The organism is Aliiroseovarius pelagivivens (genome assembly GCF_900302485.1).
GTDB classification, from domain to species: Bacteria; Pseudomonadota; Alphaproteobacteria; order Rhodobacterales; family Rhodobacteraceae; genus Aliiroseovarius; species Aliiroseovarius pelagivivens.
The window spans coordinates 142,604-165,817 of sequence record NZ_OMOI01000001.1; the positions used below are offsets into that span (position 1 = coordinate 142,604).

22 protein-coding genes are annotated in these 23,214 nt (G+C 59.1%); 12 read left to right on the forward strand and 10 right to left on the reverse strand.

Annotation, left to right across the window (positions count from 1 at the left end; all coding sequences use genetic code 11):
- Positions 1-2 precede the first annotated feature (2 nt).
- The 4 genes from ALP8811_RS00730 to ALP8811_RS00740 all read right to left on the reverse strand — a co-directional run bounded on the left by ALP8811_RS00730 (position 3) and on the right by ALP8811_RS00740 (position 6,297).
- Complete coding sequence (locus tag ALP8811_RS00730) at positions 3-3,326, reverse strand: efflux RND transporter permease subunit (RefSeq protein WP_181363657.1); 3,324 nt, start codon at positions 3,324-3,326, stop codon at positions 3-5.
- 3 nt (positions 3,327-3,329) lie between these two features.
- Positions 3,330-4,787 carry an efflux RND transporter periplasmic adaptor subunit gene (locus ALP8811_RS16280; protein ID WP_181363658.1) on the reverse strand — a complete coding sequence of 486 codons (1,458 nt, stop codon included), beginning with the start codon at positions 4,785-4,787 and terminating at the stop codon, positions 3,330-3,332.
- Positions 4,788-4,910: 123 nt separating this feature from the next.
- On the reverse strand, positions 4,911-5,459 hold the full coding sequence (gene moaB / locus ALP8811_RS00735) for a molybdenum cofactor biosynthesis protein B (RefSeq protein WP_108855291.1): 549 nt from the start codon (positions 5,457-5,459) through the stop codon (positions 4,911-4,913).
- Positions 5,460-5,481: 22 nt separating this feature from the next.
- Entirely contained in the window at positions 5,482-6,297 is an 816-nt protein-coding gene (locus ALP8811_RS00740; RefSeq protein ID WP_108855292.1) for a uracil-DNA glycosylase, read from the reverse strand.
- A 127-nt stretch (positions 6,298-6,424) separates the two neighbouring features.
- On the opposite strand from ALP8811_RS00740, the gene ALP8811_RS00745 reads away from it, so the two are divergent.
- The 6 genes from ALP8811_RS00745 (at position 6,425) to ALP8811_RS00775 (ending at position 11,019) form a co-directional block, all read left to right on the forward strand.
- On the forward strand, positions 6,425-7,387 hold the full coding sequence (locus tag ALP8811_RS00745; protein WP_108855293.1) for an aspartate carbamoyltransferase catalytic subunit: 963 nt from the start codon (positions 6,425-6,427) through the stop codon (positions 7,385-7,387).
- Entirely contained in the window at positions 7,380-7,838 is a 459-nt protein-coding gene (locus ALP8811_RS00750) for a hypothetical protein (RefSeq protein WP_245924477.1), read from the forward strand. The genes ALP8811_RS00745 and ALP8811_RS00750 overlap by 8 nt, the downstream gene beginning before the upstream one ends.
- A gap of 10 nt (positions 7,839-7,848) precedes the next feature.
- Positions 7,849-9,120, forward strand: a complete 1,272-nt coding sequence (pyrC, locus tag ALP8811_RS00755; protein ID WP_108855294.1) for a dihydroorotase — start codon at positions 7,849-7,851, stop codon at positions 9,118-9,120.
- Positions 9,110-9,718, forward strand: a complete 609-nt coding sequence (plsY, locus tag ALP8811_RS00760) for a glycerol-3-phosphate 1-O-acyltransferase PlsY (protein WP_108855295.1) — start codon at positions 9,110-9,112, stop codon at positions 9,716-9,718. The genes pyrC and plsY overlap by 11 nt, the downstream gene beginning before the upstream one ends.
- A 27-nt stretch (positions 9,719-9,745) precedes the next feature.
- Positions 9,746-10,201, forward strand: a complete 456-nt coding sequence (locus ALP8811_RS00765; protein ID WP_108855296.1) for a DUF805 domain-containing protein — start codon at positions 9,746-9,748, stop codon at positions 10,199-10,201.
- A 311-nt stretch (positions 10,202-10,512) separates the two neighbouring features.
- A complete protein-coding gene (locus tag ALP8811_RS00775) occupies positions 10,513-11,019 on the forward strand; it encodes a DUF805 domain-containing protein (RefSeq protein ID WP_108855297.1) in 507 nt (168 codons plus the stop codon).
- Here the strand turns inward: ALP8811_RS00775 and ALP8811_RS00780 are convergent, their stop codons facing one another.
- Positions 11,020-11,277: a DUF167 domain-containing protein gene (locus ALP8811_RS00780; protein ID WP_108855298.1), complete on the reverse strand. Its 258-nt coding sequence runs from the start codon at positions 11,275-11,277 to the stop codon at positions 11,020-11,022. It lies immediately after the preceding gene.
- A gap of 73 nt (positions 11,278-11,350) precedes the next feature.
- Between ALP8811_RS00780 and ALP8811_RS00785 the strand changes: the two genes are divergently transcribed.
- From ALP8811_RS00785 to ALP8811_RS00795, 3 genes are all read left to right on the forward strand, one after another.
- On the forward strand, positions 11,351-12,463 hold the full coding sequence (locus tag ALP8811_RS00785) for a histone deacetylase-like amidohydrolase (RefSeq protein WP_108855299.1): 1,113 nt from the start codon (positions 11,351-11,353) through the stop codon (positions 12,461-12,463).
- 99 nt (positions 12,464-12,562) lie between these two features.
- Positions 12,563-13,141 (forward strand): nitroreductase family protein, encoded by a 579-nt coding sequence (locus ALP8811_RS00790; protein ID WP_108855300.1) that lies wholly within the window; start codon positions 12,563-12,565, stop codon positions 13,139-13,141.
- On the forward strand, positions 13,141-13,827 hold the full coding sequence (locus tag ALP8811_RS00795) for an EI24 domain-containing protein (RefSeq protein ID WP_108855301.1): 687 nt from the start codon (positions 13,141-13,143) through the stop codon (positions 13,825-13,827). Before ALP8811_RS00790 ends, ALP8811_RS00795 begins: the two co-directional genes overlap by 1 nt.
- A 38-nt stretch (positions 13,828-13,865) precedes the next feature.
- Here the strand turns inward: ALP8811_RS00795 and ALP8811_RS00800 are convergent, their stop codons facing one another.
- Positions 13,866-14,144, reverse strand: coding sequence for a DUF1467 family protein (locus ALP8811_RS00800; protein WP_108855302.1), 279 nt, complete (start codon positions 14,142-14,144; stop codon positions 13,866-13,868).
- Positions 14,144-14,548 (reverse strand): methylmalonyl-CoA epimerase, encoded by a 405-nt coding sequence (mce, locus tag ALP8811_RS00805; protein ID WP_108855303.1) that lies wholly within the window; start codon positions 14,546-14,548, stop codon positions 14,144-14,146. Before mce ends, ALP8811_RS00800 begins: the two co-directional genes overlap by 1 nt.
- 158 nt (positions 14,549-14,706) lie before the next feature.
- Between mce and ALP8811_RS00810 the strand changes: the two genes are divergently transcribed.
- Positions 14,707-15,426, forward strand: a complete 720-nt coding sequence (locus ALP8811_RS00810) for a response regulator (protein WP_108855304.1) — start codon at positions 14,707-14,709, stop codon at positions 15,424-15,426.
- Positions 15,427-15,810: 384 nt separating this feature from the next.
- Here ALP8811_RS00810 and ALP8811_RS00815 read toward each other — a convergent pair whose 3' ends face one another.
- From ALP8811_RS00815 to aspS, 3 genes are all read right to left on the reverse strand, one after another.
- Entirely contained in the window at positions 15,811-17,046 is a 1,236-nt protein-coding gene (locus ALP8811_RS00815) for a DUF1501 domain-containing protein (protein ID WP_108855305.1), read from the reverse strand.
- Positions 17,047-17,059: 13 nt separating this feature from the next.
- Positions 17,060-18,445, reverse strand: a complete 1,386-nt coding sequence (locus ALP8811_RS00820; protein ID WP_108855306.1) for a DUF1800 domain-containing protein — start codon at positions 18,443-18,445, stop codon at positions 17,060-17,062.
- Positions 18,446-18,540: 95 nt separating this feature from the next.
- Positions 18,541-20,391, reverse strand: coding sequence for an aspartate--tRNA ligase (aspS, locus tag ALP8811_RS16575; protein WP_108855307.1), 1,851 nt, complete (start codon positions 20,389-20,391; stop codon positions 18,541-18,543).
- Positions 20,392-20,588: 197 nt separating this feature from the next.
- On the opposite strand from aspS, the gene ALP8811_RS00830 reads away from it, so the two are divergent.
- The gene (locus ALP8811_RS00830) at positions 20,589-21,878 is read left to right on the forward strand and encodes a glycosyltransferase family 87 protein (protein WP_108855308.1); all 1,290 of its coding nucleotides are present in this window, start codon (positions 20,589-20,591) and stop codon (positions 21,876-21,878) included.
- Positions 21,875-23,143 (forward strand): glycosyltransferase family 87 protein, encoded by a 1,269-nt coding sequence (locus ALP8811_RS00835; protein WP_108855309.1) that lies wholly within the window; start codon positions 21,875-21,877, stop codon positions 23,141-23,143. Before ALP8811_RS00830 ends, ALP8811_RS00835 begins: the two co-directional genes overlap by 4 nt.
- The last annotated feature ends 71 nt before the right edge of the window (positions 23,144-23,214 follow it).

Genomic DNA, 23,214 nt, shown 5'->3' on the forward strand with positions numbered 1-23,214 from the left:
CGCTATCCCGCGCGTTTCTGGCTGGCATAGGCGGCGGCCATGCTGACCACCGCAATCGCACCACATATCAAAACCGCGCGCAGGATTGCGCCGTTGGTAGCACCCCACATCGCGATGGATCCAGCGAAGGCCAGTAGCATTGCGCCCGCAGCCAGTCCAGTTACACGAACCGCAGGTTTGGCCGCAGCGCGCCCGCGCCCGTGCCATAGGCGGCGAAGGGTAGCGATCATTTTTCCGATATCGGTCTGAATGGCGATCAGCGACGGCACGATCAGCAGCACCAGAAACATCCCAAACCCAAGCCCATAGATCAGCGTGATCACCGTGGGTTTCAGGAACTGCGCCTGCCGCGATGTTTCATACAGCAAGGGCATCAATCCCAGCACAGTGGTCATCGTGGTCAGCATCACCGCGCGCAGACGGTCGGCGGCACCTTCGATAATGGCCGGAATGATTCCGCGGTCCCGCGCGTATTCGTCGATGGTCGTCACCAGCACGATGGAATCGTTGATGATAATCCCCGTCATCCCGATCAACCCCACGACCGAGAACATGGACAACGGCACATCCCATTGAACATGCCCGTAAATCGCGCCAACCAGCCCGAAGGGAATGATCGACATGACCACCAAGGGCCGCGTCCAGCTTGAGAAGATCCACGCGAGCGTCAGGAAAATCCCCAGCAGGACTAGGATCAAACCCGTACGGGCATCTGACAGGAAGTCCTTCTGTTGCTCGGCCAACCCGCCGATCCGATATTCAATCGAATGGGTTTCGGCCAGTGCGGGCAGGATCTCAGTCTCGATTGTGCGCTGGATCTCTTCGGCGCGGGCGGCGTTGTCTTCGCTAATATCACCCGAGACATTGACCATCCGAATGCCGTTTTCACGTTGAACGGTGGCAAAGCCTTGGCGCGTCTGCACGGACACCAGATCCGCAAGGCTGACATAGGCGCCCGCCTGCGTGCGCAGCTGCATCCGTTCTAAAAAATCAGCCGAGCGTTCGCCGTCCGGCAACTCAACCCGGATTTCGGCCGAGCGTGTGCCATCGGGATAGGTCGCGGCCTCGACCCCGTTCAGGCGATTGCGCAGGACGCGGCTGAGATCATCAATGGTGAACCCAAGCGCCTTGCCCTGCGCGGTCAGATCCAGAACCAGCTCTTCCTTGTCATAGCTCAGACTGTCTTCCAGCGCCGATACTTCGGGGTATTGGATCAGCTGCGTCTTCAGGTCCTCGGCTGCGGCCTTCAGCGTCTCGGACGTGGCCCCGAACAGATCAACGTCAAGACTGTCGCCGCCCGGCCCGAAGCGTCCACCACGGAAAGACAGAACCTCCAACAGCGGATGGTTCACGATCTCGTCTTGCAGGGCCGAGACGAGTTCGAAGGTGGAGTAAGGGCGCAGGTCGGCGTCGATCAGCTCGATCACGATGGACCCAAGAAGATCGGCGTCTTTGTTGTCCACGCCCGACAAGCCGCGTCCTGCGTTCCCGCCGATTTGTGCCAGCGCATGTGCCACAGGACTTGCGCCGTAGGTTTCTTCGAATTCGGCAGTAGTCTGTTCCACAGCGCGTTGCACATTGTCCAGCATGGCGCGGGTGTCAGCGCGGGTTGCGCCTTCGGCCATCGCGAAGTTTGCCGTGATCGAGGACCGTTCAGGCGCGCTGAAAAAGCGGAAGGTCAGGTCGCCTCGGATGAAGATCGCGGCTTGGCTGACCAAAATCAGGATGGTCGCCGCAATCACCGGATAGCGCGCCTTGATTACCAGCGCCATCAAGGGGCGGAAACCTTTGTCACGCACCCAGCGGAAGCCTTTGTTCACCTGCCGGGATGGCCAGTCATACCAGTGTTCTTTGGCGGTGTGGGTCAGAGCGTGCGCCATGTGGTGCGGCAGGATCAGGAAGCATTCGATTAGAGATGCGGTCAGAACCACGATGACGGTGAAGGGAATGTCGGTGATCAGATCGCCGAACCGTCCCCCGATCGAGGTCAGCCCGAAGAAGGCAATGATCGTGGTGAGCGTGGCGGAAAAGACCGGCGGGAACATCCGCCGCGCCGCGTTCTCGGCAGCTGTGAACGGTTCTTCGCCCAAGCGCCGCGCTCGGAAATCAGCGTGTTCGCCCACCACGATGGCGTCATCCACCACGATCCCCAGCGTGATGATCAGCGCGAAAAGCGAAATCATGTTGATCGTGATCCCAGACATATACATCAGGAACACGGCGGTGGTCATGGCCACGGGGATCCCAGCGGCAACCCAAAACGCTGTACGGGCATTCAGGAAAAGGAAGAGCAGTAACAACACCAGCCCAAGCCCCTGAAGGCCGTTTTCCGTCAGCATTTTCAGACGGGCGGAAATCAAGGCAGATCGCGTACGCATCAGTTCGATCTCGACCCCTTCAGGAAGGGTTTCTAGCATCTCGGCGCGGATTTCCTCGACGATCTCTTGCAGCTCAATCGCGTCCCCTTGCGCCGAGCGCGAGACATTCAGCGCCATCGCCGGATCGTCGCCGACGAAATAAGATCGGTTGCGGTTCACGCCTTCGACGCGGACCATCGCCACATCTCCGATGGTCAGGTTCGACCCGTCTGGATTGGCGCGCAGGACCAGTGTCGCAATGTCGTCAGGGGTCCGCTTGGGGTCGCCTGTGCGCACCCGCGCTGCGCCCGAAGATACGTTGCCCGCCGGGTTCGCGCTGACCTCGCCCGCGATCACTGCGGCGATCTGGGCCATGGTCACATCATGTTCGATTAGCGACAGGGAGGTGACCTCGATCACGGTTTTTGGGGCGGCGAAGCCTCGGATCGAGGTGCGCGTCACGCCGCGTTCAAACAGGCGGATCACCATTTCGTCTGCAAAACGACCCAGCTGTTCAATGGCAACGGGCCCCGAGATCACCACATCCGTAACGCTGTCGCGCCATGCGCCGCGCCGGACCGTGGGGGTGTCTGCGTCTTCGGGCATGTCAGTGATTTCATCCACCGCGACCTGAATGTCATCGGCGGCCTGATTGACATCCCAGCCGGGTTCGAACTCCATTTCAATCCGGGCGCGACCCTCAAAGGCGCGCGAGCTGACGCTGGACACGCCGTCAACGGCCAGAAGCGCAGGTTCCATCACCTGCACGATGGCGGTGTCCACATCTTCGGCACCGGCGCCTTGCCAACTTGTAGAAACGGTCACGCTTTCCACGATCACATCGGGGAAGAATTGCGCCCGCATCTGCGGATAGCTGGCGATGCCAAGCGCCATTAGGATCACCAACAGCAGGTTGGCAACCGTGGCGTGGCGCGTGAAATAGGACAGGATGCCGGGGGCCGGGGTCATGGGTCAGTTCCCCATGCGCTTTTCAAGCCGCGCCAGTGTGTCAGCAGGCAATTCGCCCTCTTCCAACTGGCGCAGAATACGATCGCGGGCGGGTTCAGGCATCCGTGTGTTGCTTTCCACAAAGCTTTTCAGAAGGGCAATTCGCGCGGGGTCCAGTGCGACCATCTCGGGCTTGGCTTCCGGGGCCAGCTTACCGTCGCGCACGGGGCGCACGCGAATGCCTTCGCCCAAAACTGGGCTGCGCTTGGTGATTGCCTCGCGACCGTTCAGACCTTCGATGCGGACAAGAACGTCATCACCTTGACGGCGGAGCAGCGTCACCGGTGCGCTTTCCAACCGGTCTTCGTCGCCCAGCACCAGAATATTGCCCGAGGCATCCAGCGCGGTTGCGGGCAGGCGCACCACTTGGTCCAACGGCGGTTCGGACAGTTCGACCGTCACGAAATCCCCCGGACGCAAGCCCGGCGTCGCGTCCAGATTGGCAAAGAGCATCCGGCCCGTTTGCCCTTCACCAACATCCGCGCTTTCGCGGTCCACCCGACCTGTGGCGGTCAGATCAACGCCAGTGGCCTCGAGCCGGATATTTACCGGCAGATCGGCCAGCGCACCGTTGTCTGCCAAAAGCCGTGCATATTGCGCGGTTGAGACGCGGAACCCGACCTCAAGCTTGTTGGGATCCACCAGCCGCCCTAGTTTTTCGTTCGGGGTGACAAGCCCACCACGTAGGACGGTTACGTCTGTCAAAGTGCCTGAGAACTCGGCGCGAATCTCGGTTTCATTCAGCCGGCGTTGGGCTTCGTCGCGGGCAATTCCACGGCGTGACAGGCTGGCCTCGGCTGTGGCCACACGGGCTTCGGCGGTGATGACCGCCTGCCGTTTCCCCAGCACGACCTGCGCGGCAGATGATGCGGCAAGTGCTGCGTTTTCAACGGCTGCTTCGGTGCCGACGCCTCGACCAACAAGATCGTTTTGCCGGGCGAGTGCCGCGTCACGCAAATCGGCCTGACCTCGGGCGTTTTCCAAGTCATCGCGCGCCAAATCTAGTGCGGCCTTTGCGTCACGCAGCTCGGCCTCGGACTGGGTCAGATCAGTTTCCGCCAGCGAAAGCGCGGCTTTGTAATCTGTGGGGTCGATGCGCAGCAAAAACGCGCCTTCGTCGACCTGCCCGCCGTTCACGAAGGCGTCCGACATTTCGACTACGGTACCCGATGCGCGGGCGCGGATGTCCAAACCTCGGCGCGTAGCCAGCTCTCCGAAGGATGATAGGATCGGAGTGATTGTTGACGGCTCAAGCATCACAACATTGGCCGAAAACACCCGTTCACGGCCCGAAGGGGCTGCGTTATCGCGATCCGCGCGTGCCTTGAACGCCGATTGCACCATCAGTCCGGCCATCGCCAAAAGGCCGATCGTGGCAGCCAGCAGGAAAAGCCCAATCAGGCTGCGTCCCAGAAATCGCATAAATCTCTCCGTCTCATCCGCTGCCATCCTGACCTGCGCCATAGGCGGGGGCAAGCGGCGTGTGGTCACAGTTTCGATGGGGCCAGCCCCGTGTGATCCTTACGGATCAAACGGGCGAGCAGATCATTTCCGTCGTTTATGTTCGTCCAAACGCGGAAAAATTTCGACGAAATTGCAAGGGGGATGACGATAATCCAGTTGATGCACCAGAATTTCGTCCCACGCGTCCTTGCAGGCGCCGGGGCTGCCGGGCAGGGCGAAGAAATAAGTGCCGTTGGCAACGCCCCCGGTGGCGCGGCTTTGCACTGCCGAGGTGCCGATCTTTTTCATCGAGACGATGGTGAAAACCGTCCCGAATGCCTCGATTTCTTTTTCATAGACATCGCGATGCGCCTCGACCGAGACATCCCGGCCCGTCAAACCGGTGCCGCCGGTGGAAATCACCACGTCAATTTCGGGGTCCAAGGACCATGCGCGCAGTTGGTCCGCAATCTCGCCCCGCTCATCGCGGATGATCTTGCGATCAGCCAGCAGATGCCCGGCGTCTTCCAGCCGTTTGACCAAGGTATCGCCCGAACGATCCTCGTCCATCGAGCGGCTGTCGGACACAGTCAGAACCGCGATGCGGACCGGGATGAACTCGCGTTGGTTGTCGGCGGGGATGTGGGACATAGTGTGGCCTGTATTAAGTGGGCTATGCGCCCTCGTTCAGTTTCGCTTGGATTTCGAGAAGATCCGCCCATGCCTCGCGTTTGGCGGCGGGGTTGCGCAGCAAATATGCCGGGTGGAACATGGGCATGATCGGCTTTCCCCATTGGGTGTCCCAATGGCCGCGCAGGCGGGTGATGCCGCGCTTGCCCAAAACGGCCTGACAGGGTGAATTTCCCATCAAGACGATCAGCTCGGGCGCGACCAGTTGGACGTGGCGCTCAAGGAAGGGGACCATCATGGCCATTTCCTCGGGGCTAGGGTCGCGGTTTTGGGGCGGCCGCCATGGCATCACATTGGTGATGTAAACGGCGTCCTTCGACAAAGGTACATCGCGTCCCATCCCGATTGCGGCGAACATCTTGTCCAGAAGCTGGCCTGCGCGGCCGACAAAGGGACGGCCCTCGATATCCTCGTCCCGGCCCGGCGCTTCGCCAATGATCATCACACGCGCGGCTGGGTTTCCGTCGGAAATCACCGTGTTGCGCGCACCTTTCTTCAGCTCGCAGCCATCGAAGGCTTTCATCGCGGCTTTCAGCCCATCCAGATCCTGCGCACCCGCTGCGGCCTGTTTGGCCAGCGCGACATAGTCGATCCTAGGCTCGGCTGGCGGAGGTGTCGGAGTGGCGCGCTTCGGCAGTTCGACCGGCGCGGTTTTCTGGGTTTCGGGTGCCGATTTCGGCTCGGATGGCGCCAAGGCATAGCGATCTATCGGGGCGTCGGAAATTGCATCCACTACGCCCAGCTCGATCTGCCATTCTAAAAGCGCCTTCGCGCTGTGCCAGTCTTGTGCCGATTCCATGGGATGCAGCCTAAGTGCAGCCGCTGGGAAGGTAAACGCCCCACGATTGCACCTTGTACGCACACAAGGGATAGACGAACCCCCCGCCCGAAACTATAAGCGCGTGGAACACAGGACGGAGGCCCGCATGACATTCCGCCAACGACATCTTCTGGGGATCGAACAGCTTCACCCTGAAGAGATCAAAACTGTTCTCGATCTTGCCAACAGCTATGCCGAGATGAACCGATCGCCCACCAAGCATTCCGATGCTTTGGCGGGACTGACGCAGATCAACATGTTCTTCGAAAACTCCACCCGCACGCAGGCCTCTTTCGAGATCGCCGGCAAGCGTCTGGGCGCGGATGTGATGAACATGGCGATGCAGGCGTCGTCCATTAAGAAGGGCGAGACGCTGATTGATACGGCGCTGACGTTGAACGCGATGCACCCCGACCTGCTGGTTGTGCGCCATCCGCATTCGGGTGCCGTGAACCTGCTGGCTGAAAAGGTCAATTGCGCGGTTCTGAACGCAGGTGACGGCAAGCACGAGCACCCCACACAGGCGCTGTTGGACGCGCTGACCATCCGGCGCGAAAAGGGCCGGCTGCATCGTCTTACCATCGCGATCTGTGGTGACATTGCGCACTCGCGCGTGGCCCGCTCGAACCTGATCCTTCTGGGCAAGATGGAAAACCGCGTGCGTCTTGTCGGCCCGCCGACCCTGATGCCCAGCCAGATCGACCAGTTCGGGGTCGAGGTCTATCATGACATGGAAGAGGGTCTGAAAGACGCCGACGTCGTCATGATGCTACGCCTTCAGCGCGAGCGCATGGATGGCGGCTTTATCCCGTCCGAACGCGAGTATTATCACCGCTACGGTCTGGATGCCGAAAAGCTGGCCCACGCCAAGGATGACGCCATCGTCATGCACCCCGGCCCGATGAACCGCGGGGTCGAGATCGACGGCACCATCGCAGACGATATCAACCGATCCGTCATTCAGGAGCAGGTCGAAATGGGCGTCGCCGTACGCATGGCCGCGATGGACCTTCTGGCCCGCAACTTGAAAGCCGAACGCGAAAACCGAACCGAGGGTGTCTATGTCTGAGCAAGAGTTCGAACTGGAACCTCGTCTGGAAAGCCAGACCGCCCCCGAGCTGGAACCGGGTGAAAAGCTGATCGAGAGCTTCTCGGGCAACACCACGACCTATGTGAAAGAGCACGTGATGCTGGCCGCGCTGGGCGCGGTTGTGATCTCGGGCGGGCTGATGGCAATGGGCAACCCACATCCCTGGACCGGCGTGATTGGGTCCGTCGCAGCAATTGCCGTGCGCGGGTTGTATGTCGCCAAGGAACAGCTTGGCTTCACGTGGCACCTGACCAACCGCCGCCTGATCGGCCCGGGCGGACGCACGGTACTTATTACTTCGATTGACAAGGTGAACGTGATTTTCACCGCTGCTCAGATCGTCACTCTGTCGGGCGACAAATACATGCTGAAATATCAGGCCGACGCCAAGGCCACCCAAGCCGCGATCGATCGTGCGCGAGGCGCGTAAGGAGACTGAGATGACCACCACCTTCACCAATGCCCGCTTGATCAATCCGGAAACCGGAACAGACGAAATCGGCAGCTTGACCATCGAAGGTGGGCTGATCACCGGCGTCAACGAGGGTGACGCAGGCGACGTCATTGATTGCGGTGGCAAATGTCTGGCCCCCGGCATCGTGGATATCGGTGTGAAGATCGGCGAGCCGGGCGAGCGGCACAAAGAAAGCTTCCGTACGGCCGGTCTTGCGGCTGCGGCAGGCGGTGTGACAACGATGGTCATTCGCCCCGACACCACACCCGCTGTTGATACGCCCGAGACATTGTCCTTCGTCACTCGTCGTGCGGGGCAGGTAACCCCTGTGAACGTGCATTCGATGGGCGCCCTGACCAAAGGCCGCGAAGGCCGCGAGATGGTCGAGATGGGCTTTATGCTGGATGCAGGCGCGATTGCGTTTACCGACTGCGACCACGTGGTGACCGACAACAAGGTCTATTCCCGCGCCATGACTTATGCACGCTCGTTGCGCGCGTTGATCATCGGCCACCCTCAGGATCCGCAGCTGTCCAAAGGGGCAGCCGTAACCTCGGGCAAGTTTGCATCCTTGCGCGGTCTGCCCGCCGTTAGCCCTCAGGCTGAACGAATGGGGTTGGAACGTGATCTGGTGCTGGCCGAGATGACGGGCGTCGCCTATCACGCTGACAGCCTATCCACCGCGAAATCGCTGCCTGCGCTGGAACGTGCCAAGGCGGCGGGCGTTGACGTGTCGGCCGGGGTGAACATCCACCACCTGACCTTGAACGAGCTGGACGTTGGCGACTATCGCACCTTCTTCAAAGTGAAGCCGCCCTTGCGCAGCGAAGATGACCGCCTTGCGATGGTCGAGGCCGTGGCCTCGGGTCTGATCGACATCATCTCGTCCATGCACACCCCGCAGGACGAAGAAAGCAAACGCCTTCCGTTCGAGGAAGCAGCCTCGGGCGCGGTGGCTCTGGAAACCCTGCTGCCGGCCGCGATGCGACTGGTTCATGCGGGGCTGGTGGATCTGCCGACGCTTTGGCGCGCGCTGTCCTTGAACCCGGCCCGTCGCTTCAACCTACCGGGTGGAGAGTTGACCGTGGGTGCGCCCGCCGATCTGGTCCTGTTCGACCCGGACGCGCCGTTCTTGCTGGACCGTTTCAAGCTGAACTCGAAATCCAAGAACACGCCGTTCGACGGCGCGCGGATGGAGGGCAAGGTGCTGGGCACATGGGTCGCGGGCGAGCGCGTATTTGGTGGCGATGATGCCTGATCTGATCACCTCGTTCCCGCTGCTGATGGGTGTCGCTGTCGCGGGTTATCTGCTGGGCTCGATCCCTTTTGGCATCGTCATGGCGCGACTGTTTGGGCTGGGCGATCTGCGTCAGATCGGGTCGGGCAATATCGGTGCCACCAACGTGCTGCGCACGGGGAATAAACCCGCCGCCTTCCTGACCCTGATCGGAGACGCTGGCAAAGGCGGAGCCGCCGTTCTGCTGGCCCGCGCCCTGTTCGCTGAAGACGCCGCCCAACTGGCAGGCTTCACGGCCTTCCTTGGCCACTGCTTCCCGGTGTTTCTGGGCTTCAAAGGCGGCAAGGGCGTGGCCACATGGCTTGGTACCATGCTGGCGCTGGCCTTCCCGCTGGGCTTGGCCGCTTGCGCGACTTGGCTAGTGACCGCATTGGTGTTCCGGATTTCGTCGCTGGCGGCTTTGGTCGCGGCAGCCCTGTCGCCCATCATCGCGTTGGTTTTTGGCTGGAACAGTCTTGTTCTTATCTCGGTTGCGCTGGGCGCCTTGATTTTCCACCGCCACCGCGCGAACATCGCACGTATTAGATCAGGCGATGAGCCACGCATTGGGCGGAAATAGCGCCAAGAATAGCAAGGAGTAGTCCCGATGGATTTTCAAACATCCGTTAGAACCTGCTTTCAGAAATACGTAACCTTTTCAGGCCGCGCATCGCGTAGCGAGTTCTGGTGGTTCGCGCTGTTTGTCTGGGGCGGACAACTTCTTCTGTCGATCGTGGACAGTTTCGTCTTCGGGACTGTGACAACTTATGACGGTGGTTTCGCGGCAGAAACCAACATGCCGGTTTTGTCGGGTCTGTTTGGCTTGGCAACCTTACTGCCTACGATCTCGGTCGCTGTGCGCCGTTTGCACGACAAGGACCGTAGCGGTTGGTGGTACTGGATTGCTCTGATTCCTCTGATTGGAGCCTTGGTGCTTCTCTTCTGGTTCGTGACCGAAGGGACGCGTGGCGCGAACACTTTCGGCCCGGACCCGTTGGGGAATTCGCCGCGTGACGATGATGATGGCTATGCCACCTCCTCGATCCCGCGCGCGGGTCACTGATCACCCGTTGATCTGAAGCACCTTATCTTTCGACGTCGCGCCTTGGACAAGTTCGAGGCGCGATTTTGCTATGCCAAGGGTTTCGGCTGCATTCTAGATCCTACGCTTGTGTTCAACACAATGCCCCTCGCGACCTTGGTCGTTTCCGCCCTGTCACCGTCGTCGGTCTGGGTGTCGGCAGGCAAAGCGTCGCTCTTACTAAGGTTGCATTTGGTGCCTTGTAATTCCACCTTCACCGCGCAAGTATCACCCGCATCTCGTCAGATGAAGAACAATGTATTAGTCGGAAAAAAGATTAAGGTATCAAAGATATGAGTGCGTATTCAGCGATTACTTCCTGTCTTCGGAAGTATGCCGTTTTCAAAGGTCGTGCCTCGCGGGCCGAGTATTGGTGGTTTTATCTGTTCTTTACATTAACTGGCTTTGTCGGCACCGTTTTGGATGATCATTTCTTCGATCTTCATCCCGATGATGTAGGCCCGCTGAACGGTTTTGCATCCTTGGCATTGTTGTTACCCGCCATCGCTGCCCATGTCCGCCGGTTTCACGATATTTCGCGATCAGGCTGGTGGGTTCTTGCACTGTATCTAGCAATCCTTGGGCTTATCTTTGTTCCTGGTTCGTCGGTCGAGACTGAGTGGTCCTCGATTGGCGTATATTTGTTCGCCTTCGCCATGATCATCGTCAACCTTGCGTTCCTTCTGAAACGCGGTGACGCTTTCACGAATGACTATGGCCCGGATCCCTACGGTGACATCCCAGAGGAAGTCGTCGAAGAGGACTACGCCCCATCCTCGATCCCGCGCGCGGGTCACTGATCACCCGTTGATCTGAAACACCTTATCTTTCGACGCCGCGCCTTGGACCAGTTCGAGGCGCGATTTTGCTATGCCAAGCGCGTCTGCCAGAAGCTTCGCCACTGCCTTGTTGGCCTTGCCGTTTTCAGGCGCGGTTGTGGTCTGGATCCGGATCTGCCCGTCGCGCAGTGTGACTTCGTTGCGGGACGCCTTGGGTGTCACCCGCACTGCGATCCGCGCCCCGGCTTCCGCCATATATGACAACTCGGCTTTCTTCATGAGCGCAGAGTGCCGTGCAGGGCTGGACGGCGCAAGGCCGCTGGGTCACTGTGCTGACAACATGGAGGGCAAGATGCGCAAGACAGGGTTTTTCTGGGACGAGAAGTGCTTTTGGCATTCGGGTGGCAACTATGCTGGCAACTTACCCGTTGGCGGGTTGGTGCAGCCCTTGGCGGCGGGCGGTTTGCCTGAAAGCCCCGAAACCAAGCGGCGTTTGAAGAACCTGCTCGATGTGACCGGATTGTCCGGTGCGCTGGAGCTGCGCACTGGCGCCGAGGCCGACCTCGAGACGCTTGCCCGTGTTCACCCCGCCTCGTTCCTGTCCGATTTCAAAGCGGCGTCAGACACGGGCGGAGGAGAGCTTGGCCTGCGCACCCCTTTTGGTCAGGGCGGGTACGAGATCGCAGCGCTGTCGTCTGGCTTGTCCGTCACAGCGCTTGAGGCTGTTCTGAGGGGCGAGGTCGACAATGCCTATGCCCTCTCGCGTCCGCCGGGACATCACTGTCTGCCGGAATTCCCGAACGGGTTCTGCCTGCTCGCCAATCTTGGCATCGCGATCCGCAATGCGCAGGCCAAGGGTCTGGCCAAGCGCTTTGTTGTGCTGGATTGGGACGTGCATCACGGCAACGGAACCGAGGCGATCTTTATCGACGATCCCGACGTGCTGACGATCTCGATCCATCAGGAACGCAACTATCCGCTGGATACCGGTGACGCGGATGTGCGGGGCGAGGGCAAAGGGCAGGGCGCCAACATGAACCTGCCGCTACCACCGGGCGCGGGGCATGCGACCTATCTGGAAGCGATGGAGCGGATCATCCTGCCCGCCATCCGCGCCCATGAACCTGAGGTGATCGTGGTGGCCAATGGCTATGACGCGGCTGTGATTGACCCGCTGTCGTGCATGATGGCGACGGCCGACACGTTCCGCCAGATGACCCGCATGGTCATGGCGCTGGCGGATGACATTTGCGACGGGCGCGTGATGATGGCGCATGAAGGTGGCTATTCCGAAGTCTACGTCCCCTTCTGTGGCCATGCTGTGTTGGAAGAGATGTCAGGGTCGGGCATTCACGCCCCTGACCCTCTGGCTGAAGCCTTCACCATCCGGCAGCCCAACGCGAAGGCCGAGGCATTCTTTTCTGATCAACTCGCGGACCTGTCAGAATTCTTCAATGTAAAGTGACTTAACATCTTGACGTGGGGCCATGCAGACCCGACATATCCCCCAAGCCAGCCGCGTCCCGCGGCCAAGCAAGATATTGCTCTGACCAAGGACAACACCATGCCTGAACGCAACCAAGCGGCGCTTGATTTCCTACTGACCCGCCGGTCTCGCCCGGCCAAGACCCTGACCGGTCCCGGCCCGGATCGCGAGACAATCAAAACCATCCTGACCGCCGCCGCGCGCACGCCGGACCATGGTAAGCTGGAGCCGTGGCGCTTTGTGGTGCTGGAGAAGGCTGCTTTGATGCGCGCGCATGCGCTTGTGGCAGAACGCGGTGCAGCGCTGGGCCTTGAGCCTGCCAAGATCGAGAAAGAGCAGATCGCCTATGACCGCAGCCCTTTGGCCGTCGTGGTCGTGGAAAGCCCGGTTGAGAGCGAAAAGGTGCCAGCGATCGAACAGACCTATTCAGCTGGCGCCGTTTGCCTTGCGCTTTTGAATGCGGCGCTGGCCTCGGGCTGGGGGGCGAACTGGCTGTCTGGTTGGGCCAGCTTCGACACGGATTTCACCCGCGCGGCCTTTGGCGTGGACAGTCACGAACGCGTCGCAGGCATCATTCATATCGGTACTGAATCTGTGGCCCCGCCAGAACGGCCGCGCCCGGACTTGGATGCCATCACCACTTGGATTGAGACATAATGATAGACGATTTTTTTCGCGCGTTGGGCCAGCTTGGCGATCCGCGCTTTCGCAATGTTCTGTTGAAAGGGCTCGGCCTGACCGTCGGCCTTCTGGTTGCGATCACCGTTGCAATGACATGGCTTGTGGGCTTTCTGATCCCCGACACGCTGTCGCTGCCCTTCGTGGGTGAGATCTCGTGGGTCAACGGGCTTGCGCTTTGGGCGTCGGTGCTGCTGATGCTGGTGCTGTCCGTTGTCTTGATGGTGCCCGTCGCGGGTGCGTTTACCGGCCTGTTTCTGGACGAAGTCGCCGACGCGGTCGAAGCCAAACACTATCCGCACCTTCCGCCCAACCCAGAAACGTCGCTTCTGACGGACATCCGCGAAAGCCTAGGCTTCTTCGGCGTGATTGTCGGCGTGAACCTGATCGCCCTGATCCTGTTCTTCTTTGTTGGCCCTCTGGCTCCGATCCTGTTCTATGCGGTGAACGGTTATCTTCTGGGGCGCGAGTACTTTACCATGGCGGCCATGCGCCGGATGCCTCGCGCGGACGCGCACGCGCTGCGCCGTCGTCACAACGCTCAGATCTGGTTGGCGGGGTGCTTGATGGCGGTGCCACTGTCGGTGCCGCTGGTGAACCTTTTGATCCCCATTCTGGGGGCGGCGAGCTTCACGCATATGTTCCACCGTCTTGCGGGACGTTAGAACGAAACAGGGCGCCTCGTAGGCGCCCTTTTCTTTTCTTATCCGCTGGTGTCCTCGTAGCGGTCGAACCAGTCGATATCCTCGACCCCGATCCAGCCCGAAACGATGATGCCGGCGATGATCGCCCAGACAATCGTGCCCGCGATGGTCACAATCAGAAGCGTGCGCCCCAGCTTGAAATTGGCCGGGGCTCCGGCGTGGGTGCCGGGCACGATCTCGCCCTCGTCGCCTTGGGTGCGCAACCGGATCGGCAGGACCACGAACATGGTCACGAACCAGATCACCACATAAAGAACGATGGCGGCGGTGATGGACATCAGACTTGTTCCAGTTCCACCAGAGTACCGGTGAAATCTTTCGGGTGCAGGAAAAGAACCGGCTTGCCGTGCGCGCCGATCTTTGGCTCGCCTGTACCCAGAACGCGTGCGCCCGAGGCCTGCAGTTGGTCACGCGCGGCAAGGATGTCATCGACTTCATAGCAAATGTGGTGAATGCCGCCCGACGGATTCTTTTCAAGGAAGCCTGCGATGGGCGAGTTTTCCCCCAGCGGGTACAGAAGCTCGATCTTGGTGTTGGGAAGCTCGATGAAAACAACGGTGACGCCGTGATCGGGTTCGTCCTGTGGTGCGTTAACCTTGGCGCCAAGCGTGTCGCGATACTGCGCGCTTGCGGCTTCAAGGTCCGGTACGGCGATGGCTACGTGGTTCAGGCGTCCGATCATCATGTCTCTCCCAATTCAAATGCTGTGCTGCTTATGCATAAGCGGCCCCTTCAGGGCAAGCGGCACTGTGACACAGGCCTGGAATGCCGCTGCGTTTCACGTCTTAACGGGTTGTTAGGCAATTTTGCGTCAAGGTGATCTCTGAAAGGAGCATGAAGATGAGCGACGATCTGGAAGCCTTCATGATGACCCAACCCCCGACTGCTGAACGACCTCTAAACGGGATGACTGTTCTGGTGGTCGAAGACAGCCGGTTTGCGTCCGAGGCCATTCGCCTGTTGTGTTTGCGGTCCGGTGCGCGCATCCGCCGAGCGGACAATCTGGCCGCTGCACATCGACATCTTCGCGTTTACAGGCCATCGGTCGTCATTGTCGACATGGGACTGCCGGATGGTTTCGGTGCGGATTTGATTAAAGAGCTCTCGGGCGACGCAATTCGCGTGCCGGTTATCCTTGGAATGAGCGGTGATGCCGGCACATGCGACGCGGCACTTGATGCCGGGGCAGACGGGTTTCTTGAAAAGCCCGTCGAAAGCTTGGCCCAGTTTCAGCAGACAATCTTGGCTGTGTTGCCACAACAAGAAGGACCAACCAGTCCGCGCAAGCTTCCGAACGAGGTGGTTCTTCCGGACGCACTGGCGCTTCAGGACGACCTGTCGCATTTGGCCCAAATCATGCGTGATGGAGATGATGGCGCGACACAGGACTATGTCGCACAGTTCCTTGGTGGGCTAGCGCTTGCGGCTCATGATCAGGGTCTTGCTGCAGCAGCCAAACGCCTTGCGGCGGCTCGTCTCGCGGGGCGATCCACGGGTGCTGATATGGCCCATGTGACCCATTTGGTCGCAGCAAGATTGAAAGAGCGACAACAGCTTTAGCGAGCATTTCGCGGTTATTTGGCACGAAATTGGCATTCACCTTCCTCATTTCCGCCCCTTTTGGGGAGCAAGTTGGAAAATGAGGACGGGTGTAACAATCAATTTGCGAGGTTGATAACGTGAAAAATCTGATCAAGAAGTTTGCGGATGAAGAGCTCGGCAATGCCGTTATTGACTGGACCGTACTGATTTCGGGCGCGGTCATGATGGTCACTGCGGTGGTTCTTGCGGTGATCTAACCCAATGCTCCAGTGAGTGAAGCAGTGGGCGAAATCGTCGAAAAGCGGCCCTTGGCAGGTTATCCCGACCTTATTTGTAAACGTTCTGTTGTTATGAGTATCGGGCGCACTTTTCGAGGTGCGCCCTATTCTTATTCAAACCCATTCAAGCGATGATACCGGGAAGTCCGGGCGACAGATCCAATCCCGGGAAAATGGTGCTTTCGATCTCGGACGGAGTCGCATTGAAAAGTCCCTGCATCGCCGCTGCCGCATAAAGACGGATGTCAGATGTCGGCATCAGATCGCGGCGATTATACAGATCCTCTTCCGCCAGCCCTGGCCAATCTCCATAGATCCGACCCCCGCGAATCGCGCCGCCTGCCATGACCACTGTGCCACCGGTTCCGTGATCCGTGCCCTTGCTTCCATTTTGCCGAACCGTGCGCCCAAACTCGGTCATGGCCATTACCGTGGTCTTGTCCCAGATTGGGCCAAGTTCGGCCTTCAGGGTAATGATCGCATCTTGCAGTTTGACGAGAGCCCGTTTGAAATTCCGTTCCTGCCCCACATGAGTGTCCCACCCGCCGATCGAGAATGACGCGATGCGCGTCTCCTGTTTCAGCATTTCGGCGGTGAATGATGCGATCCCGTTTGTGCTGCCGTGTTCCTTGGCCATCTTCATGGCCTCCGACATGATCTGGGCAGGATCGTCCGGCGCGTCATCTGCGTTCAACAGAAGTTCCGGTCGCAGCACATCCGTCAGATCAATTGCCTCGCTCAATGCGGACGAGAACAGCGGATCGTTTTCATGTACCTTCATCATCAAAAGCCGGGTCGCTTCGGACAAGGACAATGTCACATCTGGTGACCATCCGGATGTCGCAGCATCCCCGTTTAGTATCAGCAGGTCTTCGCGCCCAACGGCCAATGCGGTGCGCAGCTGCGTATCCGGCATGGTCTGAACCAAGCGGTTCAACCAACCGTCCCGGATGGCTCCGTCCAGACCGACCCCCGCCTCAAGAATATCCTGTCCGTCGAAATGGCTGCGCTTGTCGCGATAGGGTGTGGATACCGCTTGGCCAAAGGCCAGTTCGCCAGAGGTCCACAGACCGTGCAATTTACCTGCCGCAGGGTGCAGCGCATAGAAGTCGTTCAGCGGCAGTTTCGGATCTGCCGATGACAGGTCAGGCCGGAGACTGGAAAACAAGGGATCACCCACCGGGCGCACAAGGTCCAGGCCATCCATGCCGCCGCGCAACACGATCACCACCAATCGGTGATCGCCGGGGGTGGCTGCCAGACTGACAGGCGTAACCAGCGGGCTTGCCGCCAGAGAACAGCCCAGTACGCCCACGTTCTTCAGAAAACCGCGCCGGGAAAGGGAAGTATGTTTCGTCATGGGGTTCGTTCTCCTAGCGCCGTTGAAACTCGGGTGAGGCCAGGATGATCCCGATCGCCTCCCACCGTGTTTCAGCTGCCCGTGCCGCGAAATTGGTTGTCTCGGAAGCCTGACCAGCCAACGCGGTCTGCACGAAATCGCGCGGATCTGGCAGTTTCACATCAAAGGACGACGGGGCCGAGATCGCCCACTGAATGCGTGCGGCCAGCCCTTGGGGCGTAATCCAATCGGCTGCATCTTCCGGCCAACCATCGGGACCGTCGGGACTCTCCCAAGGCTGCCCCATCAGCTTTAGAGGCCCGAAGAACACCAGATTGCGCTCTTTTCGCTTAAGTGATGTCAACGCGTCGGTCGGAATGCCCAAGGATCGAATGGCCGAAGCCACGAAATCGAAAGGCTGCTTTACCTTCATCTGCTTGGTCGCCCAAGAGATAGGGTGGTTCAGCAGCGTTTCATACAGGGCCATCAGGTCGCCGTCGTTCTTCGTGAAGCTGACAGTGAGCGCATCGACCAATGCCGTGTCCGGATCGTCCGACACAAAATGAGTGGCTAGCTTGCGTGCAATATGACGCGCTGTGTCCGGGTGGCGGGCAATGTCGTCCAATGCTTCGAAGATATCGTCGACCCGAGGTTTTTGACGGCCATATGATTTGCCCAACACGATTTCTGGTCCCGGATTACCTTTCTGCGGTCGAAAGCCAGTGCGCCCATCGTCATCCAAAGTGAGCCCCGCCAGAAGATTGGCAAAAGCACGCACGTCGTCTTGGGTATAGTTTCCGTCGACACCCAAAGTGTGAAGCTCAAGGATCTCGCGCGCGAGGTTTTCATTCAGGCTGCGCTTGCCTTTCATCGCCAACTTGCTGCCTTCGCCTGCGGATGCGAATTGATCAAGATAGTGCAGCATCACCGGATGCGTGCTGCTGGCGCGCAACATGTCGGCAAAACGTCCACCTACGTTGGGGCGTACAACATCTTCGGCAAAAGTTGATGCCACGCTTTTGAATCGTGGCCCCTTGCCGATCACCGTGAAATGGTCCGTCCAGAAGCGTACCAAACGCTCGCGAAATGCATCTTGCGCAGTGGTGCAACGGTTCAGGGATGCCAGAAACCAAGCATCCCGCTGGCGGCTCATCTCGCGGTATTTTTCTTTGCGGGCGGTCTTTGCGATCTCGACGCCTGGCCCGCCTTTGCTGCGCGCCTTTCGAAAGGCATTGGTCAGCGTCTGGATGTCCTGAAGGTCGCCATAAACTTCGGCAAAACCCGAGATCGGAAAGCGTTCAGCCTGTGTGTCCGGTCCCGCCAACAAGTCCAGCATATGCTGAACGGATGTCGGTGATTTCAATCCCGGCCCTGGCCCATAACCAAAGCGGTTCTGTGCAATATATGGATCGAATGACATAGAGTTCTCCTGGCACCAGACTGGCGTCCACATCATCTGTGGGCAAGCCTGATTGTGCCAGGGGAATTATTGTTATGCGATGACAGTAGGCAAGATCACTCTTGCGGAATGACCCGCAAGTGCAATTCGCGCAGCTGTTCATTCAGCGGCTCGGAAGGCGCGTTCATCATCAGATCTTCAGCGCGCTGGTTCATCGGGAACATCACTACTTCGCGGATGTTTTCCTGATCGGCCAGCAGCATCACGATGCGATCGACACCAGCGGCACAGCCACCGTGCGGGGGCGCGCCGTACTGGAAGGCGTTGACCATGCCACCAAAGCGTTTGATGACTTCGTTCTTGCCATAGCCGGCAAGTTCAAAGGCCTTGAACATGATCTCGGGCTGGTGGTTCCGGATCGCACCCGACAACAGTTCGTATCCGTTGCAGGCCAGGTCATACTGGAAGCCTTTGACGTGCAGCGGATCGCCCAGAAGCGCGTCCAGACCGCCTTGCGGCATCGAGAACGGGTTGTGGTCGAAATCAAGGCCACCGTTTTCTTCGTCCAGCTGGAAGATCGGGAAATCGACGATCCATGCGAAGGCGAAGCGGTTTTGATCGGTCAGGCCCAGCTCGTCGCCGATGGTTGTGCGGGCACGGCCAGCGACACCTTCAAAGGCTTTCGGCTTGCCACCAAGGAAGAAGGCTGCGTCGCCGACGTTCAGACCCAGTTGCTGGCGGATTGCTTCGGTGCGCTCGGGGCCGATGTTCTTGGCCAGCGGACCTGCGGCTTCCATGCCACCTTCCACTTCGCCCGATTTCAGCTTGGCTTGGGCTTCTTTCACCGTGATGCCCAGCTCTTGTGCCACGGCATCTGCGGTTTTCTCGCGCCAGAAGATATAGCCCATGCCGGGCAGACCTTCTTGCTGCGCGAATTTGTTCATCCGGTCGCAGAACTTGCGCGAGCCACCTTTCGGGGCGGGAATGGCGCGGATCTCGGTTCCGTCCTGCTCGAGCAGTTTGGCGAAGATCGCGAAGCCCGACCCGCGGAAGTGCTCTGACACGATCTGCATCTTGATCGGGTTGCGCAGGTCCGGCTTGTCGGTTTTTTTTTTCAAGCAGAAGACGGCATACGAGATCTGTTCCCATGTCTGGTCGACCTTGCGGTCGCCGCCAAATTCTTCAAAGACGCCGCGCAGAACCGGCTCGATCGTGTCGAACACGTCCTGCTGGGTGACGAAGCTCATCTCCATATCAAGCTGATAGAAGTCGGTGGGCGAACGGTCTGCGCGCGGGTCTTCATCACGGAAGCACGGCGCGATCTGGAAATATTTGTCGAAGCCCGCGACCATCATCAGCTGTTTGAACTGCTGAGGGGCCTGCGGCAGCGCATAGAATTTGCCCGGGTGCAGGCGCGACGGCACAAGGAAGTCACGCGCACCTTCAGGGCTAGAGGCCGTGATGATCGGGGTCTGGTATTCGCGGAAGCCCTGATCCCACATACGCTTGCGCATCGACGTCACAACGTCCGAACGCAGCTTCATGTTCTCTTGCATGACCTCGCGGCGCAGATCGAGGAAGCGGTATTTCAGGCGTGTCTCTTCCGGGTATTCCTGATCGCCAAAAACCATCAGCGGCAGTTCTTCCGCGGCGCCCAGAACTTCCAGATCACGTACGAAGACTTCGACTTCGCCGGTCGGGATTTTCGGGTTCACCAGATCTTCGTCACGCGCTTTCACGTTGCCGTCGATGCGAATGCACCATTCCGCGCGGACTTTCTCCATCTCGGCGAAGACCGGGCTGTCAGGGTCACAAAGTACCTGCGTCACGCCGTAATGGTCGCGCAGGTCGATGAACAGGATGCCGCCATGGTCGCGGACACGATGGACCCAGCCCGAAAGGCGGACGGTCTCACCGACGTTGGATTTGTTCAGTTCAGCACAGGTGTGGCTGCGATAGGCGTGCATGTCAGGCTCCCACGAGCGGTTCTATAATCTCGGGCCGATACACCTGCCTTGGCAGGCAAAGTCAAGCCGCAGCAACACCAATGGCGCAAAAGAGACCCTACAAGGTGCAATTTTCTTGGCGTTGGCTGTGCCGCTGGCTAGAAAACCTCTATTGATCCCCACCAACAGGTGGGCAGAGGTTTAGAGGCAAAGACCGAATGGTCGGGCAATTTGATCACGCAAACACATCCGCTGGATCGCGGCAGGCTTATACCGTTTTGCTGGTTTTGGGTGTTGCGCTTGTTGTGATGCACTGGGGGCGCTTCCCGCCAGATTTCTCGGCGCTGTACTTTGCTGGGCAGTTTTATGGCGAAGGTGCTGTTGCCGCGATCTATCCCCAAAGCGAGACATTTTTCTGGGATGTGCCACCACCTGATTGGCGGGCTAAAGCAGATGCCGCCAGCGAGCTGTACAAACAACCCGCCCGCATTGTGACGCCGTATATCTATCCTCCGCTTTGGGTGGTGCCATTGTCATGGCTGTCATCGCTGCTGGATTTCCGGCAGGCCGCACATGCAATGCTTCTGGCAAATGTAGCGGCGCTTTTGGCGATGGTTCGGATCGGGTATGACCTGTTGGCGCCCAAGCGGATTGCAGTCCTGCATTGGGTGCTGATCTTGTCGGCCATACTTCTGACCAGCACCGTGTCCCGGCTGGCACTTCACCTTGGGCAACCACAGATCTTCGTGTCCTTTCTGACGCTTTTGGCGTTTGCGGATCTTGCCAAAAATCGCCCGATGCGTGCTGGCGGGTGGCTTGCGCTTGCGGCCTCGATCAAACTGGCTCCGGCACTTTTCGTGGTGATTTTCATCATGGAGCGAAACTGGAAAGCCGCTGGAAGCTTTGTTGTCATCGGCGGTGTCCTTGCCGCGATGTCAATTCTGACGATGGGCTGGCCGCTGCACGACCTGTTCTTAACTAAACTGTCGCAGATCGACGGTCAGGTGCTGGTCTCGCGTCTGAATCTCAGCCTTGAACTGGGCCTGCTTCAGCTTGATCACCTGACGCGCGGAGCGTTCTCGTTGGCGGTCTACAAGCCCGACATGCTGCCCGAGCCAGCTTGGGTGACATGGGCCACGCGCGCACTTTTGCTGGGTGGATTGGTTGTGATCTATGTGTGCACCCGGTCGGCTGATCCGCGTTTTCGTATCTGGTCGCGTCTGTCGCTGGTCGCGCTTCTGCTTCTGCTCACCAGCCCGCTGGGGTGGCTGCACTATATGATTTTACCTCTCATGCTCTTGCCGGGGGTGCTTGAGCGGTCGAACTGCGGATGGGGGGCGATCTTGATTGCAGGGGCGGCCATTGGCTATGCCTTGCCGCTTTATCTGCAACTGGTTGAGTTCGCGCAGACCTTCTTGCTGCAATCCTTCCTCTATACCGCGATCAGCCTTGCGATCTTCGCGACAGTTCTTTTCGGAGCCAGCCAGCCCGAAAGGCAAAACCAATGACGGATCGTAAGGACAAAGTCCTGAGCATTGTCATCCTAGGAGTGTTCGTCGCTGTGACGCTTCACAGCTATTGGGGCAACTGGCCGGTTGATCTGTCAGCGGTTTATTTTGCGGCCTATTTCTTTGACGCCGGCGCCTATGACTTGGTTTACGCACCGGACGGTCAGGCATTCTGGGACCGGGCACATCCCGAGTGGCGTGAACTGGCCCGTGCGCAGGGGTATGACGCGAACCTGTTGCCAGCCTATGTCTACCCGCCGCTCTGGGCGGCAGTTTTGGGTCCGTGGGCCAGTGCGGTGTCCTTTGCAAGCTTCGCGAACACCTTCCTGCTTGGCTTTCTGGCGGCGATCATCGGGATGATCCTGATGGCATATAAAATGGCCCGCCAATTCGCGACCACAGCAGGCACACGGGTGATTCCCTTTGCGCCATTCTGCCTGATCGGGGTTCTTCTGGCTGGATACACGTCCTTCGGCTCGATTTCTTTTCAGCTGGGGCAACCCCAAATTCTGGTCTCGTTTCTGCTGATGCTTTGCCTGTACCTGCTAAGTCTCGACAAAGACATCTCGGCAGGATCCGTGCTGGCATTGGCGGCGGCGATAAAGCTGATGCCTGCGATGCTGGTGGTGCTGTTCGTCATGGAGCGACGGTGGCGTGCGCTGGGTGCATTTGTGGTGGCAGGGGCGCTGTTGGCGGGATTGTCTGTGATCGTCGCGGGCTGGCCGATGCATCAGGCTTTGCTTGAACGCATTGGGAATCTGTCGTCGCAAATCTCTATCAGCAGGCTGGGTATCGGGATTGAAACGGTGCTTTACCACATCGGGCAAGCCGCGAATGGCGAGGTGCAGTGGCTGATTGAACGCCCTGATCTGGTGGACAAACCCGCTTGGCTGGCAGCGAGCAACCGAGCCATTCTGGCTGCAGGTCTGCTTGCAATCTGGTGGTACACCCACCCGGTTCTTCCGCAGATCCGTTTGTGGGCCCGGTTTACGCTTCTTTTTGTGTTGGTCGTGACAACCGCATCCTTGTCGTGGCTCCACTACCTGATGTTGCCAGCGATACTGGCGATGATCTTGCTCGGTCTTTCTCCGAGCCGATGGGTCCGCCTTGTTTTGCTGTGCAGTATGCTGGTCACAAGCTTGCCCATCTATTTGTACCTGCTGGACACCTCGCTTGCCGGTTATGGCGAGGTCTACCTGCATCTGGCCCTGATCGTGGCCGTGATGCTCTCACTTTTGCTAACGGTGCGCAGGCATCGCGGATGAATCCGTAAACAGGGCTTGCAGAAACCCCCCTCATGTCTATAACCCACGACAATTTGCTTGCGGGTGAGAAT

Bases quoted from the DNA above. Each gene is read 5' to 3' on its own strand.
- ALP8811_RS16280 (WP_181363658.1), bottom strand. From the start codon at position 4,787: ATGCGATTTCTGGGACGCAGCCTGATTGGGCTTTTCCTGCTGGCTGCC.
- pyrC (WP_108855294.1), top strand. From the start codon at position 7,849: ATGACCACCACCTTCACCAATGCCCGCTTGATCAATCCGGAAACCGGA.
- ALP8811_RS00780 (WP_108855298.1), bottom strand. From the start codon at position 11,277: ATGAAGAAAGCCGAGTTGTCATATATGGCGGAAGCCGGGGCGCGGATC.
- ALP8811_RS00785 (WP_108855299.1), top strand. From the start codon at position 11,351: ATGCGCAAGACAGGGTTTTTCTGGGACGAGAAGTGCTTTTGGCATTCG.
- ALP8811_RS00790 (WP_108855300.1), top strand. From the start codon at position 12,563: ATGCCTGAACGCAACCAAGCGGCGCTTGATTTCCTACTGACCCGCCGG.
- ALP8811_RS00745 (WP_108855293.1), top strand. From the start codon at position 6,425: ATGACATTCCGCCAACGACATCTTCTGGGGATCGAACAGCTTCACCCT.
- ALP8811_RS00750 (WP_245924477.1), top strand. From the start codon at position 7,380: ATGTCTGAGCAAGAGTTCGAACTGGAACCTCGTCTGGAAAGCCAGACC.
- moaB (WP_108855291.1), bottom strand. From the start codon at position 5,459: ATGTCCCACATCCCCGCCGACAACCAACGCGAGTTCATCCCGGTCCGC.
- ALP8811_RS00775 (WP_108855297.1), top strand. From the start codon at position 10,513: ATGAGTGCGTATTCAGCGATTACTTCCTGTCTTCGGAAGTATGCCGTT.
- aspS (WP_108855307.1), bottom strand. From the start codon at position 20,391: ATGCACGCCTATCGCAGCCACACCTGTGCTGAACTGAACAAATCCAAC.
- ALP8811_RS00795 (WP_108855301.1), top strand. From the start codon at position 13,141: ATGATAGACGATTTTTTTCGCGCGTTGGGCCAGCTTGGCGATCCGCGC.
- ALP8811_RS00835 (WP_108855309.1), top strand. From the start codon at position 21,875: ATGACGGATCGTAAGGACAAAGTCCTGAGCATTGTCATCCTAGGAGTG.
- mce (WP_108855303.1), bottom strand. From the start codon at position 14,548: ATGATCGGACGCCTGAACCACGTAGCCATCGCCGTACCGGACCTTGAA.
- ALP8811_RS00730 (WP_181363657.1), bottom strand. From the start codon at position 3,326: ATGACCCCGGCCCCCGGCATCCTGTCCTATTTCACGCGCCACGCCACG.
- ALP8811_RS00800 (WP_108855302.1), bottom strand. From the start codon at position 14,144: ATGTCCATCACCGCCGCCATCGTTCTTTATGTGGTGATCTGGTTCGTG.
- ALP8811_RS00830 (WP_108855308.1), top strand. From the start codon at position 20,589: ATGGTCGGGCAATTTGATCACGCAAACACATCCGCTGGATCGCGGCAG.
- ALP8811_RS00765 (WP_108855296.1), top strand. From the start codon at position 9,746: ATGGATTTTCAAACATCCGTTAGAACCTGCTTTCAGAAATACGTAACC.
- ALP8811_RS00740 (WP_108855292.1), bottom strand. From the start codon at position 6,297: ATGGAATCGGCACAAGACTGGCACAGCGCGAAGGCGCTTTTAGAATGG.
- ALP8811_RS00820 (WP_108855306.1), bottom strand. From the start codon at position 18,445: ATGTCATTCGATCCATATATTGCACAGAACCGCTTTGGTTATGGGCCA.
- ALP8811_RS00810 (WP_108855304.1), top strand. From the start codon at position 14,707: ATGAGCGACGATCTGGAAGCCTTCATGATGACCCAACCCCCGACTGCT.
- ALP8811_RS00815 (WP_108855305.1), bottom strand. From the start codon at position 17,046: ATGACGAAACATACTTCCCTTTCCCGGCGCGGTTTTCTGAAGAACGTG.
- plsY (WP_108855295.1), top strand. From the start codon at position 9,110: ATGATGCCTGATCTGATCACCTCGTTCCCGCTGCTGATGGGTGTCGCT.